Below are 16,247 nucleotides of genomic sequence, written 5' to 3' on the forward strand. Positions count from 1 at the left end.
AAGTATGCAAATATAGCCTAAAGCACACGCCGAATTGGTTAAAGGAACCGTTATGACTGCTGCAAATACACCGTCTAAAAGTGGCAAGTTCACGTTACTTATTTCAATTGCCGTTTTTACAGCAGCACTGGTGGTATTACTGATGACTGCTGGTTTGGGGAACGCAACGCAAACGCCAGAGGCAAGACTACCCGTTGCGGTTTCAACAGGTACGGTTACCATTCAATCAGGCTTTGAAACGCCTATTAACGTATTTGGTTTAGTTGAATCACCTAAGGCCACATCTTTATCCTTTGATGTCGCTGGTCAAGTTACCCGAATGCTTGTAGAAGAAGGCGATGTAGTCAGTCAAGGCGATATACTTGCTCACCAAGATTTGCAGCGCTTAAATGCAAGAAAGCGAGAGCTACAAGCAGCGCTTGAGCGAGCAAGTGCTGATCTTGCACTTGCTAAAGTTAACAGTGATAGAACCATCTCATTGGTGGAAAGAAAGCTAGAGTCAGCACAACGACTGGATGAAGCAAAAGCGAATTTAAACGTAGCGAAAGCGCAGGTTAGCGAAATGCAGGCTGCGCTCGAATCTCTCAATGTAGAGATAGCAAAAACTACGCTCGTTTCGCCTTTTGATGGTGTTGTTAATCGCCGATTTTTTGATGAAGGCAGTGTGGTGAGTGCAGGAAGCCCTGTATTTGGCATTACAAGTATCGACAATTATCAAGCCCGCTTTGCGGTACCTGCTGACGTCGTAGAGCAGTTTGATGTTAATGAACCCGTACTTGTGCGTGTTGGCGATATTGATGTTGCTGGAACGGTATCTCAGCGGCTTCCAGTACGTAACGTGCAGACTCGAACCGTAGATATTCTGGTCACACTTAATAGTAACGAACAGGTTCGTCCTGGCGATATGGCAATTCTGTCTGCCTTCCGCTCTCATTCTGAAACAGGTGCTTGGCTTCCTGTAAACGCGCTAAGTAATGGCCTTAGAGGCTTGTGGCGTGTTTTCGTTTTATCTAGTGAGTCAAACGCCACCATAGAAGCGCGCGTTGTCGAGGTGGTATATACCGATGGAAATAAAGCGTTTGTTCGCGGCGCGCTCAAAAACGGTGATGTTTATGTTAAAGAGGGCACCCATAAATTAGCGCCAGGGCAAATGGTAGCTATACCCAGTGAACAACATGCTGGGGCCCATTAATGAAGTCATTTAACTTCGATACCGATAAACCCTACCCGTGGTACACGCTTTTTTATCGTCGGGGTCACTTGCTGGTTTTAAGTCTATTGATTTTGATTACCGCAGGGTTATCAGCTTTGGGCTCATTACCACGAATAGAAGACCCTCGAATTGATACAAGAAACGCGCTAATTATTACCCAGTATCCTGGCGCATCAGCTGAGCGAGTTGAAGCCTTAGTCAGCGACGTACTTGAAGACAGGTTAAGGGAAATATTTGAGATTAAGGAAGTGAAATCTACCTCTCGTGCAGGGATTTCCATCATATTGATTGAAACACAGGACTGGATAGACAACACAAGTAACGAACAGCTATTTAGTGAGACCCGCGATGCAATAGGTGCTGCCGCTGAGTCATTTCCAGAAGGCGCAATGGCGCCGATATTTGATGAAAAACGCGGCGCGACTGCTTTTACCTTGTTGCTTTCTGTGCGCGCTGAACACTTTGATAATACACCTATCACGCTCACCGCTCGTTTGGCTCAAGAACTTACCGACCGACTTCGCAATGTTAACGGTACTGAGTTAGTGCGTGTATACGGCGCACCGCAGGAAGAAATTAGTGTCAACATAGACCCTATCAAGCTAGCTGCTACAGGCCTTACATTGCAGCAGGTCAGCAATACAATCAGTCGTGCTGACCCCAAATTGCCTGCAGGTATACTGAATACCGAACAAAGTAACCTGCGCTTTACGGTGGGAGAGGGCTTAAATGGTGTAAACATGATAGCGTCTATTCCTCTTGTTAATGAACAAGGGCGCTATTTGAGAGTCGAAGATGTTGCGTCGGTAGAACGCAGTTACACCACTCCACGAAGCGAAATAGCCTTTTTAAATGGTGAAGAGTCTATCTTTGTAGCCGCCCGCATGCAGCCGTCATTGCGTTCTGACGTATGGACGAAAAATGCATTAGCGGTGGTAGAGCAGTTTAATAAAGATTTCAGCGGAACATTAACCGCGACGGTGGCATTTGAGCAAAATGAATATACTGCCACGCGCCTTGCCGACCTATCGATGAACTTATTGATGGGATGTGCAGTTGTCATGATGGTAATTCTACTTTTCATGGGGTTTCGCGCAGCATGGATTGTGGGGTTAGCACTGCCATTGTGCGCCGCTTTTGCGTTGTTTTCATTGAGCTTTTACAACGAGCAAATACACCAAATGTCAATCTTTGGCATGATCATCGCCATCGGCCTGCTTATTGATAACGCTATCGTAATTACCGATGAAATACGCATTAACTTACAAGACCCTAACCTAACGCGGGTAGGGGCTATGGCAAAAAGTGTTTCTCACTTATTTGCGCCACTTTTAGCTTCAACACTTACGACTATTCTGGGCTTTATGCCTATCTTTCTTCTTGATGGAAATATAGGTGATTTCGTAGGGCCAATAGCGATAAGCGTGGTCATGGCGCTCATTGGCTCTTTGTTTATTTCACTGACTATTATTGCCGCGCTAGCCGCACGATTTTTACCAAAGCACGATAATGCTTCGCAAGGTAAAGCCATATCCAATTCGTGGTGGAAAGTTGGTCTTCAAGCGCCGCAGTTAAGCCTAGCTTTTAAAAGGCAGTTAGGTCGTTGGATAAAACAGCCCATTTTCGTGCTACCGGTGGTTGCCATACTTTGCCTGTCTGGCTTTGTGCTGTCTTCGACACTGGCCAATGTGTTCTTCCCAAGCGCAGATAGAGACCAGTTTGAAGTTTATCTGTGGACGAAAGAAGGAAGCAGCATTGACAACACCACCCATTACGTTAAAGAAATTGATGCCGCTATTCGCTTAGAGCAAGGTGTGAAGCAGGTTAGCTGGTTGGTGGGCGGCTCTGCCCCTTCGGTGTATTACAATCAAATGATGACCCGCGACAACATGCCTTATTTCGCCAATGCCGTGGTTTCTACCCACACGGTAGAAGAGGCGGTAGCGCTGGTGGGCGAGTTACAACATTCTCTTGATAGCGAGTACCCAGAAGTACAAATTGTAGTACGGGCGTTTGGACAAGGTCCACCCATTGCCGCGCCTGTAGAAGTCGAAATATTTGGCCCAGATCTTAATATACTGAATGACCTAGGCGATAAAGTTCGTATGTTGATGTCACAAGTTGACGGCATATCTCAGTCCATCACCAGTATCTCTATGGGCGAGCCTGAACTTAAAATCAATGCCGATAGTGATAACTTATCTTACCTCGGCTTAACCCTTTCTGAGCTTGCTAATCAAATGCAGGTTAACTTCTCGGGGATCACCGGTGGCTCGGTACTAGAGAGCACAGAAGAAATTCCGGTTAGGGTAAGGCTTGATGAGGCTTACAGACAAAACGTCACTAGTGTGGACGCTATGCCAATACCTGTTGCGGGTGATAATGCAATCTCGTGGTCGCCCCTTGCCGCGGTTACTAATTTAACGCTACAGCCTGCAACTAGCAGCATTACCCGTGTTGACGGAGAAAGGCTTAACCGCATTCAGGCGTTTTTATTGCCTGGTGTACCGGCCGTTGATGCCAGTAATCAGTTAAGAGACTTGCTTGAAAGCCATCTTGAACTACCCGAGGGCTATAGAATTCACTTGGCGGGTGATGCAGATGAACAGCAGCAGGCACTAGGTAAACTTGCTACTTATGCACCTGTTTTATTAGTTCTTATGATAACTACGCTTATACTGACATTCACAAGTTTGCGTATGGCAGGTGTTATTGCTCTAGTCGCGATACTTTCGGTGGGGTTGGGAATGTTTAGTTTGTGGATTTCAGGCTTGCCAGTAGGATTTAACCCTTTACTTGGCTGTGCAGGGCTTATTGGTGTTGCAATTAACGGTTCGATAGTGGTCATTGCTGCAATCAATGCCAATCCCAAAGCAAAGAAAGGCGATACCAAGGCCATTGTTGAAGAAACCATGAGTTGTAGCCGCCACATACTATCGACAACCTTTACAACGGTGGGCGGTTTAATTCCACTGTTGTTATTTAGCGAGGGAAGCTTCTGGCCGCCATTGGCTGTTGTACTTGCAGGTGGAGTTGGTTTTTCGGTTATCTTGTCGTTAGTATTTACGCCAACTATAGTGGCGGCATTTCAACGATATCGTTATAGAAACCATACATTAGCTTAATTTTGCGGTTAAACTATCCCTTTCTAATGAGCGTATAATAAGGGTGTATCAGCGTATGCGAAAATCTCATCCAATAGTGCGCTGGTGGCAGACTGACTGCGTGAAATGTAAACGTGTCAGACTCTATATCGTTTGGGCCATAATTATGTTGGTGGTGTACTTGTATGTCTGGCACTAGTGTTGAACCTATCTATATTCGAGCTGCGTCAAAAAGTAACGGCATTACTAGCCTAGTATTGGGCTGTGTAGGGCTGTTCGTCGCAGCCTTGTGGCTGGTCTTTTTGCCAGATTGGTTGTTTTTAGCCGGTATTTTTCTGACAAGTGCGGCACTGGTGTGTTTGCTAGTTGGTTATTTTAAGATACGCGAGCCAGACTTCAGCTTAGAAATAGCCAGAGATTACATCACCTATCGCCACCGTCTTGGCAGTTGGCGAATTCACTGGGACAACCTACAGCGTGCAGATTGCCCACGTGTGCGCCATGGGTTGGATCACGTTCCCTTAGAAACAGTCGGCTTCAAAATAAAAAGCTATACTGATTTTCTAAATACAATATCACCAAGGCTTGCTACACACTTACTGATGGAGCAGCGACCTCTGCTAATGCAAAATACTGACGAAAACTGCGCGTCGGGAAGTTGTTACGAACAATCAATGTTTGACGATAAGCAATACGTTATGGAAGACGGTACTATCATTAAAGGAATAAAAGCCATGTTAGCTCATCGTATGGTAGAGCTTCGAAAACGACTCGGTTTTGATATTTTTATCGCAAGCTCAGAGTTAGATAGAGACGCCAGCGAATTTGCTAGGTTAATCTCTGAATGTCAGCAATCACGGAAGTTTTTTCAAGAGCAAAATGCCACGCAATAACCAGTGCTATATGCGTGGCCAATAATTTGTTATACGCTGGGTTTGCTCTCCCGTAACACTTTCTCTGCTTCAGCGATAAGTGCAGGTAAATGCTCATCAACAAGTTTATGCTGGCCTAACTTGAGCGCGCTTTCAGTATCATTCGCCAGATGTTGCATGCGCGGCAAGCCAGTATAACAACACGCTCCATGAAGCTTGTGTACCTCGGTTTTTAGCTCGTTATAATCTTTTTCTTCCCACAGCGTTGAAAGTAATTCAATGGTTTCAGGGAGCAACTCTATAAAGCCGTCTAACATTTCTTTCGCGGTGTCTTGGTTTTGATTGGCACGTTTTAGCGCAAGCTGCCAATCAACTGAGGGAAGCTCTATTTCCCCTGGTTCAATGCTATGGCACCAAGATTTGATCAGGTTAATAAGTAACTCTACTTCGATAGGCTTAGGGAGATAATCATCCATACCTGATGCGAGTAGTCGCTCCTGTTCTTCCTTAAATGCGTGAGCGGTGACAGCAATAATAGGCGTACCCATATTTACAGGAGATTTGCGAATTTCCCTAGTTGCTTGTACACCATCCATCCCAGGCATCTGAACGTCCATTAAAATCAGGTCGAACTCTTGTGTCTGACACTGATTTACCGCATCTTGCCCACTAATCGTTGTAATGAGCTCTACAGGTGAATGGTCAAGCCATGTATGTAGAAGTTTCAAATTCATTTCCATGTCATCAACAGCCAATACTTTCACGTTAGGCAAACTGCTGATCTTCTCTTGCATGGCATTTTTCGCAGGCGTAGCGTGCTGGTTCACCAAGCTATCTAACTTAGTCAAGGTTATTGGCATACGTATCTGAGAGTAAAAGTGCTGCGATAGGCTTGGATATTGAGCGTACGGCTCGGGGCCAGAGTACCAGAGAATTCGTTTTGTGGCTGGAAACTGTACAAACCGGCTTAGGTAAGTATCGCGCGATGCCATTTTACTTACCGGTACCGTTGCCATGAAGAAGTCATATTGACCGTTTAGCGTAGCTAAATAATCTAACGATTCCACTGAGGTAACCTTGGCACCTAATATCGACAACATATTAGCGCTTGAGCGGCGTGTTGCAGGAATGGGGTCGAAAATAACAACGCTTTTCTCTTTCCAATCTTCGCTACTCGTTAATGAATACTTTTGGCTTAGCTGATTCATACGAAGAGAAACGCTAAACGTAGAGCCCTGGCCCAGCACACTCTTAAGCGAAAGGTCTCCGTTCATCAGGCGAACGAGTTCCCTGCTAATTACAAGACCTAAGCCCGTACCTTGGTAATTTCGATTTAGTGCATCGTCTACCTGTGAAAAAGCGCTGAAAAGCTTTTTCCTGTCTTGACGACTAATGCCAATTCCCGTGTCTTCAACGACAATATTTAATTCGTGGATACCGTGCGGAAGCGAGCGCCCGCTTGCTGAGAATGTAATGGCTCCACTAGAAGTAAACTTAAGCGCGTTACTGAGTAAGTTGTTAAGTACTTGCTTGATGCGAAATACATCGCCAATAAGTTTTTCAGGCAGCGGATTTAAGTCGAAAACGAACTCGATGCGCTTGCTGTGCGAAGATTTAGCCATAATGGTGACCATCTCTTCGAGCAGTTTATTAGGTGAAAAAGGTTGGTTGTTTATTTGAAGTTTGCCCGCTTCAATTTTTGAAAAGTCGAGTACGTCGTTAACAATGGTGAGCAGGTTTTCAGCTGCAGTATTAACGATCCGAACCTGCTCTTGCTGGTCCGTAGGTAGCAATGCGTTATTGAGTTCTTTGCTAAACCCCAATATTGCATTTAGCGGCGTGCGTATCTCATGGCTCATGTTGGCAAGGAACTGAGACTTTACGTTACTGGCCTTTATGGCGTCTTTTCGCGCAATGTCTAAGCGTGCATTTTGCTCTTCAATAAGCTCAACATTATTGCGTAAATCATCTGTTGCTTGTTCTACTTCACTTTCAAGCTGGCTTCGACTTTTCTCCATGAGTGCAAAAGAAAAAAGTCCAGCTTCTAGGAAAACGCCAACTTGGAAGCAGTAGGTAGTAAAGTCGTTTGAGGGCAGCACACCGATAAGGCTTAACATGCCAATAATGGCACCGGTAGCAAGCATACCCCATGCAAAAATAAAGTAGCGTGCGGGTCTGAAATTATTGAGGAAGGCTTCCACCCCTGCGTAGATATAGCTCAAAATCGCTACCAGCCCTACGCCATACACCAGGTTGTTCTTCCAGATAGAGGGAAGAAGATCGACGAAGCACACGAGTCCAGTGAGGGCTTGGCACACTAATAACAAGTTTATAATAGGATGCGCAGTGGGCGAGTGCTTTTCGGTTTCTAAAAAGGTCATGGTGAACAAGCCTGAACTGATACCGATAATGACGAATATCAATTCCGAATGACCGACTAGCCAAGAGGGAATTCCTTGAGTAAATAAAAGGTGTGTATGACCGCCCCACACAAATTGCCACAAGATTACCGCTAATATGTAACCAACATAAGCAATCAGGCTTTTCTCTTTTACGCCGAAAAATAAGGCCAAATTATAAATGGCAAGTATGAGTAAGCCACCGTAAAAAAAGCCCCAGAGCAAACTATCCATTTGGAAATAACTGCTGTGTAAAGGCTCAGCTTGTATGCGAAGTGGAGCGATGAGGCTTGATGAATGACTCTCGATGCGTATGTAAAGGTCAACGGGGTCGCTGTTAGCGAGTTCAACCCGAAAGGTAGGAACGCGAAAACGCTGCTCTTTTTGCGCCTTACCTTGATGACTTTGACTAATCACCTTTCCATTTTGTACTAAATAGAAATCAACGTTATCGAGCTGACTAAAGTTTATTGAAAATACCCAGTTCTTGTCGTTTGAAACATTGGCAACGGATGTTAGCAACCACATACCATTATTGCGAAAGCCAAAGTTAGGGTTTCCGTGAGGATGCATAAGAAAGTCATTTCGTCTTCTTGATACATCTCCAATGGTAAGTTGGTAATCGGTTTCGAATAGAAAGTACAGCGAGTCTGATAAATCTAGCGTACTTTGTTCGTCAAAAAGCTGCTCGATATGTTGCGCTTGGGAACAAGAAGGCCAGAAGCTAGCTAGCAAAATAAATAGGAAAGAAAGTGCGCGAAAGGTTGCCATATTATTCTGTACTTTAACTACCATTTAGATAAGGGTTTTATTATTTTTAGGGTGAATATTGAACGGAAACTTCAACCTTTTCTATTTAAACACTCTATTTGCAGAATAACAAAGCAAACAATTAACACATTGATAGCATTTACATTGCAAGGGTCTTTGCTAAATAGCAAAGACTGTAAGGCATTGGCTATTTGAAAAGTGATGACAATTGTTTTCAAAGATTGCACACAAATGCGGTTTACCCCACAATAGCCTAAACGCTCGCGTACATTCAGTAAGTAGTGCGCTACAACACAACGAGAATGGCGGCCTTTCTATTACGAGCACATTGGTATTAATAACAAAACGAAAAAACTATCATGAGTGACGAGATCATCATTAATCGCGATGGGGTAGAGCAACTTCCTCTTCGACGTTTCACCGAAGACGCTTATCTAAACTATTCCATGTACGTCATCATGGACCGTGCTCTTCCGCATATTTCCGATGGTTTAAAGCCGGTACAGCGACGTATTATTTACGCGATGTCCGATTTAGGCTTAAGCGCGAATGCAAAATATAAAAAGTCTGCCAGAACCGTAGGTGATGTACTTGGTAAATTTCACCCACATGGTGACTCTGCCTGCTACGAAGCCATGGTGCTTATGGCGCAGCCTTTCTCATATCGATATCCCTTGGTTGACGGTCAGGGGAACTGGGGCGCACCGGATGATCCTAAATCGTTTGCAGCCATGCGTTATACCGAAGCTAAGCTTTCTCGATTCTCGGAAGTGCTTTTAAATGAGCTTGGTCAAGGCACGGTAGACTGGGTGCCCAACTTCGACGGTACGTTAGAAGAGCCAAGTGTACTACCTGCCCGTTTACCGCATATACTGCTTAACGGCGTGACAGGTATTGCAGTGGGTATGGCCACTGATATTCCCCCTCACAATGTAAGAGAGTTGGCTAACGCTTGCGCTATGTTGCTGGACAACAGTAAAGCTGAGCTTAGCGATGTCCTAGAACATGTGAATGGGCCTGATTACCCAACTGAAGCCGAAATTATTACGCCAAAAGCCGATATTAAAAAGCTTTACGAGACTGGGCGTGGCTCAATAAAAATGCGTGCTGTCTACGGCGAAGAGAATGGGGATGTGGTGATTACTGCTCTACCTCATCAGGCGTCTGGCGCAAAGATTCTAGAGCAAATAGCTTCGCAAATGCAGGCGAAAAAGCTGCCAATGGTAAGTGACCTTCGCGATGAGTCTGATCACGAAAATCCTACTCGCTTAGTTATTACTCCTCGTTCAAATCGCATTGACGTTACCCAATTAATGCAGCATTTGTTTGCAACTACCGACCTTGAGAAAAATTACCGAGTTAACCTGAACATGATCGGCCTAGACGGTCGCCCTCAGGTTAAAGACTTGCGTACTATTTTATCTGAGTGGTTGCAGTATCGAAAAGATACAGTGACACGACGTTTGCAGTATCGCTTAGATAAAGTATTGGCGCGTCTACATATTTTAGAAGGTTTGTTAATTGCGTTTTTGAATATCGATGAAGTTATCGAAATTATTCGTACCTATGACAAACCCAAGCCTGAGCTTATGTCGCGTTTTGGTTTAAGTGATAAACAGGCCGAAGCCATTTTAGAGCTGAAACTTCGCCACTTAGCCAAATTAGAAGAAATGAAAATTAAGGGAGAGCAGGACGAGCTAGCTGCCGAGCGTGACAAGCTACAGCAACTGCTTGGCTCAGACCGTCGCCTTAAAACCCTCATTAAAAAAGAAATCCTTGCTGACGCTGAGAAATACGGTGACGATAGGCGCTCACCTATTGTCGAGCGTAGCGAAGCTAAAGCGCTGTCTGAAAAAGAGTTAGTGCCTGCAGAATCAGTCACAGTTGTACTTTCAGAAAAAGGCTGGGCACGTTGTGCAAAAGGTCACGATATTGATGCTGAAGGACTGAGTTATAAAGCGGGTGATGCTTATTTATCTAGCGCCGAAGGCAAAAGTAATCAACCTGCCGTATTTATGGATAGCTCAGGACGAACATTCTCATGCGACGCTCACGGACTTCCTTCTGCACGAAGTCAAGGCGAACCTTTAACCGGGCGCTTTAGCATTGTTGGTGGGGAATCCTTCCAGCACGTGATTATGGCGCAAGACGAGAGTAAGTTCTTGGTGGGCTCTGATGCGGGCTATGGCTTCGTCGGCACATTCAAAGATATGGTTAGCAAGAATAAAGCGGGTAAGGCTTACTTGTCCTTACCTACAGCAGCGAAAGTTATGAAACCAATGCCTGTGACTAACCCCGACTCTGATTGGTGTTTAAGTATTTCTAACGAAGGGCGAATGCTTATGTTCCCGCTTCGCGACTTGCCAAGTTTAGGCAAAGGAAAAGGAAATAAGCTAATCAATATTCCTTCAGCAAAATCACAGTCCCGTGAAGAGTTTGTCAAAGTGCTGACCGTCGTACCTGATGGCGCGGCCATTAAGGTTGGAGCAGGGAAGCGCAACATGACGTTAAGTGCTGAAGACCTTACCCACTATCAGGGGGAAAGGGGCCGTAGGGGGAATAAATTGCCTCGCGGTTTACAGCGGGTTGATAGCGTAGAAGTAGTGCTACCAAATAAAGACGAAGCACCTGAAGATTTGTCATAAAGTTTAAGTTGTTCTTATGCTTAGGTGAACTACACTCATTAAAGGAATGAATGAGGAATTTACATGTTAGGCATAGTTTTTACATCGTTAATCGATATGCTTGAGGAGAAGGTTTCTCCCGAGTTCGCTGATGATGTCATCATGGAAGCTGGGTTAGAGAACGACGGAGCTTATACCGCAGTGGGTTATTACCCGTTTGAACAGATGCAACGCCTGGTAGGTGTGCTGGTGGAGAGAACGGGTAAATCTGCTAATGAACTCTTATACGATTTTGGTTTTTATTTGTTCGGTAAGTTAGGTGCCGTACACGGTGATGTGTTAGCCAATACCAATAGCATGCTAGACATGCTGGAACACTTGGACGGCGATATCCATGTCCAGGTTAAAAAGCTTTATCCTGACGCAGACCTCCCTCGTTTTAAGGTGCTGTCACGCACAGACACCTCCATGCGCCTACAATACTACTCTGAAAGAGAGTTATACCCCTTAGCTGAGGGGTTGATGGACGCCGCTGCAGCGCATTACAACTGCAAACTTGAAAGGGAAACCCATCAACTAGAAACGCCTCACACGTACGAATTTAGCATATCTCTTGTTGTTTAACGGGGGATGTAATGTCAGATGAATCATCGAATGGCAAGCCTGTTAGCAATGACGCGTCAGCTTTAATGGAGCGTCGTTTAAAACGAGAGCGAAATGCCAGAGAGCAAGCTGAAAGCTTGCTCAGAGAAAAGACTCAAAACTTATATGCTACTTTGCAAGAGAGCCAACGAGCGCAAAAGGATCTAGAGCTTGCCCTGTGGGCTTCGCAAGAGTCATTTTGGAGTTGGGAGGCGCAAAGCGACATAATGGAGATTCGCTCTTTCTCTCTCCACTCACAAAGCGTATCTACGTGGTCGGGCACCTTAATTCAGCTTCTTGAACGGGTCCATGAGGACGATTTGGAAGGGCTTCAGTTTCACTGGACCATGGCACTTCACGGCAATCGCGATCGCGTTGAATTCTCCTTTCGCTTAATGTTAGAAAAAAGCTACCAATGGGTAAGGTTACGCGGCCGTGTACTAGAGCGGGGCAGCGCGGGTGAAGCACTGCACATTGTGGGAACGACCAAAGATATTACCCAGCAGCGCAAAGCCGAACAATCTTTTCATTTAATGGCCTCTGCGTTCGCTAGTTCAAGAGAGCCAATGCTAGTCCTCTCTCCCGACCTTATCATTACAGAGTGTAATGATGCCTTTATCCATTTACTTGGTATGTCAGTAAAAGAGCAATGTGTAGGGTTAGATTTCAATCAAATATTTATCGCTGAGAAAGTTGATAAAGCGCAATTGGCCATTGATAAGCAGGTTAGATTTGAGTCAAAAATAAAAAACCAAAGCGGCGAAATGAAAGTGGTAGATATTTCTGTGGCTTTGTTCGAAACCTATCAACAAACCTCGTCTTATTTAATCGCAACAATGCGCGACATCAGCGATAGAAAGCGCAACGAGGCGAAGCTACGTCAACTCGCCTTGCATGATGAATTAACCGGTCTTTCTAATCGTAACTCGCTACGTGAGTCTATTTCAGTATTAGTGAAAAGAGTGCAGCCTTTTTCTCTGGTATTTATTGACCTAGATGGGTTTAAAGCCATAAATGATAACGCGGGGCATGAGACAGGTGATGCAGAACTACAGCGCATGGGAGCGTTACTTACCGGTATGTTCGGACCTATTGGGGAAGTTGGCAGATGGGGCGGTGATGAATTTATTGCCGTAGTGCCTAATCAAAATATTGAGGACATTGCCGAACGCTCACAGGAACTTATTGGCCAAATTGAAGAAGACGCCATTGTTGTAAAAGGGACAGAGCTCAGACTGTCGGCCAGTATTGGCATTGCAGAGTTTCCAGAACACAGCGGCAATATTGAAGGTTTAGTGCAGTGTGCCGATGCAGCAATGTATCGCGCAAAAGAGCTTGGGAAAGGGCAAACTTTTGTCTATGAGCCAGGGCTTTATGAAAGCATGACACAGCAGGTCAGTATGGTGAACGACTTGCGCAAGGCCGTAGAAAACCATCTTCTTGATTTTTATATTCAGGGTAAATATGACTTAAATGGCGTCTTAAAAGGTGGTGAAGTGTTGTGCCGCTGGATCTCAGGACTGCACGGTGTGGTATCGCCAGCAGTGTTTATCCCCATAGCGGAAGAGCACAAGTTAGATAGCGCCATTGGTTTACAAGCGCTCGAAGCTGCCTGTGACTATATTTCGATAATGGAGTCGCAACAAGGTGAAGCTATTCCGCTATCGGTTAATATTAGTGCTAATCAGATGCTCGACCCGGAATTTCCAGACCAAGCAGCCTCAATTTGCTTGGACAACAATATATCTCCGGAATTTATAGAACTAGAGCTCACTGAGTCGGTATTTATTAGGGACGAAAAGTCAGCGCTAAGAGCATTAAATACACTCAGAGAGAGTGGGTTTAGGTTGTCTTTAGATGATTTTGGCAGTGGCTTCTCATCACTTAGCTACCTGAGAAGTTTTCAGTTTGAGGTAGTTAAGGTAGATAAAAGTTTAATTCAAGGTATCCACCAAGATAGCAAAGCAAACGCGCTTTTTAATGGTCTAATAGCTATGTTGAAGAGTCTGCAAATAGATGTAGTGGCTGAAGGGGTAGAATTAGAGTCTTATCTACCTTTTATGGAGCAAGCAGATATCAAGTTAATGCAGGGTTTCTACTTTGATAAACCCATGCCTTACGACCAGTTTCTTGCCAGGCATACCACTGAGCCTAATCGGTAATGTCTTTTGCTAAGCTTAAACAAAAAAAGCCCTAACGGGCTTTTTTAATGACTAAGCAAGCGCGTTACTTAGCATTTGTACTTTCAAAGATTTTATCAGCTGATGCAGCAACAAAGCCTTTATAAAGTTTACCGTCAGGCATTTCATAGCGCTGTGCAAATTCATAAAAACAGCTTGGAATAGCCACAGTTTCGTCGCTAAATGCTACGTCAGCACGGTCAGCCATAGTTGACGACTGCGCTAAAAATACGTCTGGACCGCCTTTAATTTCGCCGCCTGAGGTGTTTAGCACAAAGCCTGCTTCTTTAAGTAATGTGTTTACGTCAGTAAGCTCGTCAGTGCGGGTTAAGTGATTAACACTTACCGTAAAGTGGTTAGCACGAAAGCCCCATGCTGCCATCCACGCCGCGTATTCTGACTCGTTAAGCAGTGTGTCGTATTCCGCTTTCGTGACGTCCCAATGTTTACCCGAGTACAAGAAGTTATCTGCATCCACTACAGATTCAGGCATTTGCTCTACAAGCTTTTTAATAATGGTTTGCGCTGTCTCAGATAATTCATTTACCCGAAGCTCGCTGATAAATACTTTTGGTTTAGTATCGTCAGGGTGCTCAAAGTGTTTTGCGGTCAGCTTTTTAGCTTCAAAGTCATAGTCGCCTTTCGCTTCATAACCCAATGCCAAGAAATGTGCAGCAAGCTTATCTAAGCGAGTTTTATCTAAAGCAAAAGTTCTAAAAGCCACATGGTCGTTAACGATATCGTTCGTGTTTTCTTCACCCGCCAAAAGTGCATGGATTTTATGCGCTGAGGGAGTGATAGTTACGTAATCGTCCCACATGTTGCTAAACAACGTATCGATGTTGCTATGCATAATGATAGGGTCCTTTCTGTCGTCGACTATTTCTAAATGAATAGTTCGTATAGGGTTGGTGCTTAATCGGCCGACGCACTTTGCATCGGCCTTTATACCGCTGTAAAAGCTTGGCTTACATCGACAAGCCTGGGCTTAATTTGCCTGGCATAGTGACTTTGTCTAGCTCTACGGATGCAACTGGGTATGCACAGTAGTCAGCAGCATAAAACGCGCTTGCTCTGTGGTTACCACTATCGCCCACACCGCCAAACGGCGCAGCGCTGCTTGCACCGGTAATAGGTCTGTTCCAGTTTACGATGCCCGCACGAATACGCGCGAAGAAGTAACGATAGTCTTCTTCATTGTCACCTAGAAGACCTGCTGACAAGCCAAAGCTGGTGTTATTCGCTTCTGCAATAGCAGCATCGAAGTCGCTGTAGCGGATTACTTTAAGTAGTGGACCAAAGTGCTCTTCGTCTGGCAACGAAGCAAGCATGTCAGTAACATCAATAATCCCCGGGGTAGCAAAACCTTTGCTTTCGTCTTTTTGTTCAAGACGAACCAGCACGTTACCACCAAGGTCTTCAAGTTCTTGTTGCGCTTTCACCATAAGTGCAGCGGCGTTGCTTGAGATCATAGCACCCATAAACGGCTGGTCTTCAGCATCGTAATCGCCAACTTTAATGTTTTTGGTTACTTCGATAAGGCGAGCAAGGATCTCGTCGCCTTTGGCACCAGTTGGCAAGAATAAGCGACGAGCACAAGTACAGCGCTGACCTGAAGTAATGAAAGCAGATTGCACGATATCGTGTACTGCTGCATCAACATCAGCCACGTCTTTTACGATAAGTGGGTTGTTGCCGCCCATTTCAAGCGCCAAAATTTTACCCGGGTGTCCTGCGAACTGCTCGTGAAGGATTTTTCCTGTGCGTGAGCTGCCTGTAAAGAACAGACCGTCAATGTCGTTATGCGACGCCAACGCTTTGCCCGTTTCAACTTCACCTTGAACTAGGTTAAGTACACCCGCTGGCAGACCAGCAGCGTCCCATAGCTTCACCATTTCCTGCGCGACCATAGGCGTTAAATCGCTTGGTTTAAACACAACCGTGTTACCTGCAATAAGGGCCGGAACAATGTGTCCATTTGGCAGGTGGCCAGGGAAATTGTAAGGACCGAATACCGCAACAACGCCGTGAGGCTTATGGCGAATGAATGCTTTACCCACTGGCATTGGGTTTTCAACGTTACCCGTGCGTTCGAAATACGCTTTTTCAGAAATGCCAATTTTGCCCATCATGGCGCCCACTTCAGTAGCGGTTTCCCATTCTGGTTTGCCCGTTTCTTTTGCCATAACTTTGGCCAGGTGCGCTTTGGCTTCTTCTAGTTTAGCGCCGTAAACCTTTATGATCTCTAGACGCTCTTCAACCGTTTTCATGCTCCACGCTACAAGCGCAGCACGAGCAGCGTTAATTGCGTCATCAATTTGAGAGGCAGTCGCAGACTTACCTTCCCAAATCACTTCGTTTTTTGCAGGGTCAATTGACGCTAAGTCATGACCTTGTCCGGCAACCCATTTACCGTTGATAAAATGTGTATGTAGCATAGTG

9 protein-coding genes are annotated in these 16,247 nt (G+C 45.1%); 6 read left to right on the forward strand and 3 right to left on the reverse strand.

Going from position 1 to position 16,247, the window contains the following annotated elements:
* Nucleotides 1-52: 52 nt before the first annotated feature.
* The 3 genes from ACYTPF_RS18365 to ACYTPF_RS18375 all read left to right on the forward strand — a co-directional run bounded on the left by ACYTPF_RS18365 (nt 53) and on the right by ACYTPF_RS18375 (nt 5,210).
* Nucleotides 53-1,192, forward strand: coding sequence for an efflux RND transporter periplasmic adaptor subunit (locus ACYTPF_RS18365; RefSeq protein ID WP_461853212.1), 1,140 nt, complete (start codon nt 53-55; stop codon nt 1,190-1,192).
* Entirely contained in the window at nt 1,192-4,338 is a 3,147-nt protein-coding gene (locus ACYTPF_RS18370; RefSeq protein WP_461853213.1) for an efflux RND transporter permease subunit, read from the forward strand. The genes ACYTPF_RS18365 and ACYTPF_RS18370 overlap by 1 nt, the downstream gene beginning before the upstream one ends.
* 164 nt (nt 4,339-4,502) lie before the next feature.
* Entirely contained in the window at nt 4,503-5,210 is a 708-nt protein-coding gene (locus ACYTPF_RS18375; protein ID WP_461853214.1) for a DUF2982 domain-containing protein, read from the forward strand.
* 29 nt (nt 5,211-5,239) lie between these two features.
* On the opposite strand, the gene ACYTPF_RS18380 is transcribed toward ACYTPF_RS18375, so the two are convergent.
* A complete protein-coding gene (locus ACYTPF_RS18380) occupies nt 5,240-8,359 on the reverse strand; it encodes a hybrid sensor histidine kinase/response regulator (RefSeq protein WP_461853215.1) in 3,120 nt (1,039 codons plus the stop codon).
* Between the two features lie 359 nt (nt 8,360-8,718).
* On the opposite strand from ACYTPF_RS18380, the gene parC reads away from it, so the two are divergent.
* From parC to ACYTPF_RS18395, 3 genes are all read left to right on the forward strand, one after another.
* Entirely contained in the window at nt 8,719-11,004 is a 2,286-nt protein-coding gene (parC, locus tag ACYTPF_RS18385) for a DNA topoisomerase IV subunit A (protein ID WP_461853216.1), read from the forward strand.
* Between the two features lie 63 nt (nt 11,005-11,067).
* The gene (locus ACYTPF_RS18390; RefSeq protein ID WP_269918162.1) at nt 11,068-11,607 is read left to right on the forward strand and encodes a heme NO-binding domain-containing protein; all 540 of its coding nucleotides are present in this window, start codon (nt 11,068-11,070) and stop codon (nt 11,605-11,607) included.
* Nucleotides 11,608-11,618: 11 nt separating this feature from the next.
* Complete coding sequence (locus ACYTPF_RS18395; protein WP_461853217.1) at nt 11,619-13,787, forward strand: putative bifunctional diguanylate cyclase/phosphodiesterase; 2,169 nt, start codon at nt 11,619-11,621, stop codon at nt 13,785-13,787.
* A 64-nt stretch (nt 13,788-13,851) separates the two neighbouring features.
* Here the strand turns inward: ACYTPF_RS18395 and ACYTPF_RS18400 are convergent, their stop codons facing one another.
* Together ACYTPF_RS18400 and astD are read right to left on the reverse strand one after the other, a co-directional pair.
* Nucleotides 13,852-14,658, reverse strand: a complete 807-nt coding sequence (locus ACYTPF_RS18400) for a 2-oxoadipate dioxygenase/decarboxylase family protein (protein ID WP_461853218.1) — start codon at nt 14,656-14,658, stop codon at nt 13,852-13,854.
* Between the two features lie 115 nt (nt 14,659-14,773).
* A complete protein-coding gene (astD, locus tag ACYTPF_RS18405; protein ID WP_461853219.1) occupies nt 14,774-16,243 on the reverse strand; it encodes a succinylglutamate-semialdehyde dehydrogenase in 1,470 nt (489 codons plus the stop codon).
* Nucleotides 16,244-16,247 lie beyond the last annotated feature (4 nt).

Source organism: Alteromonas sp. HB246098 (genome assembly GCF_054890645.1).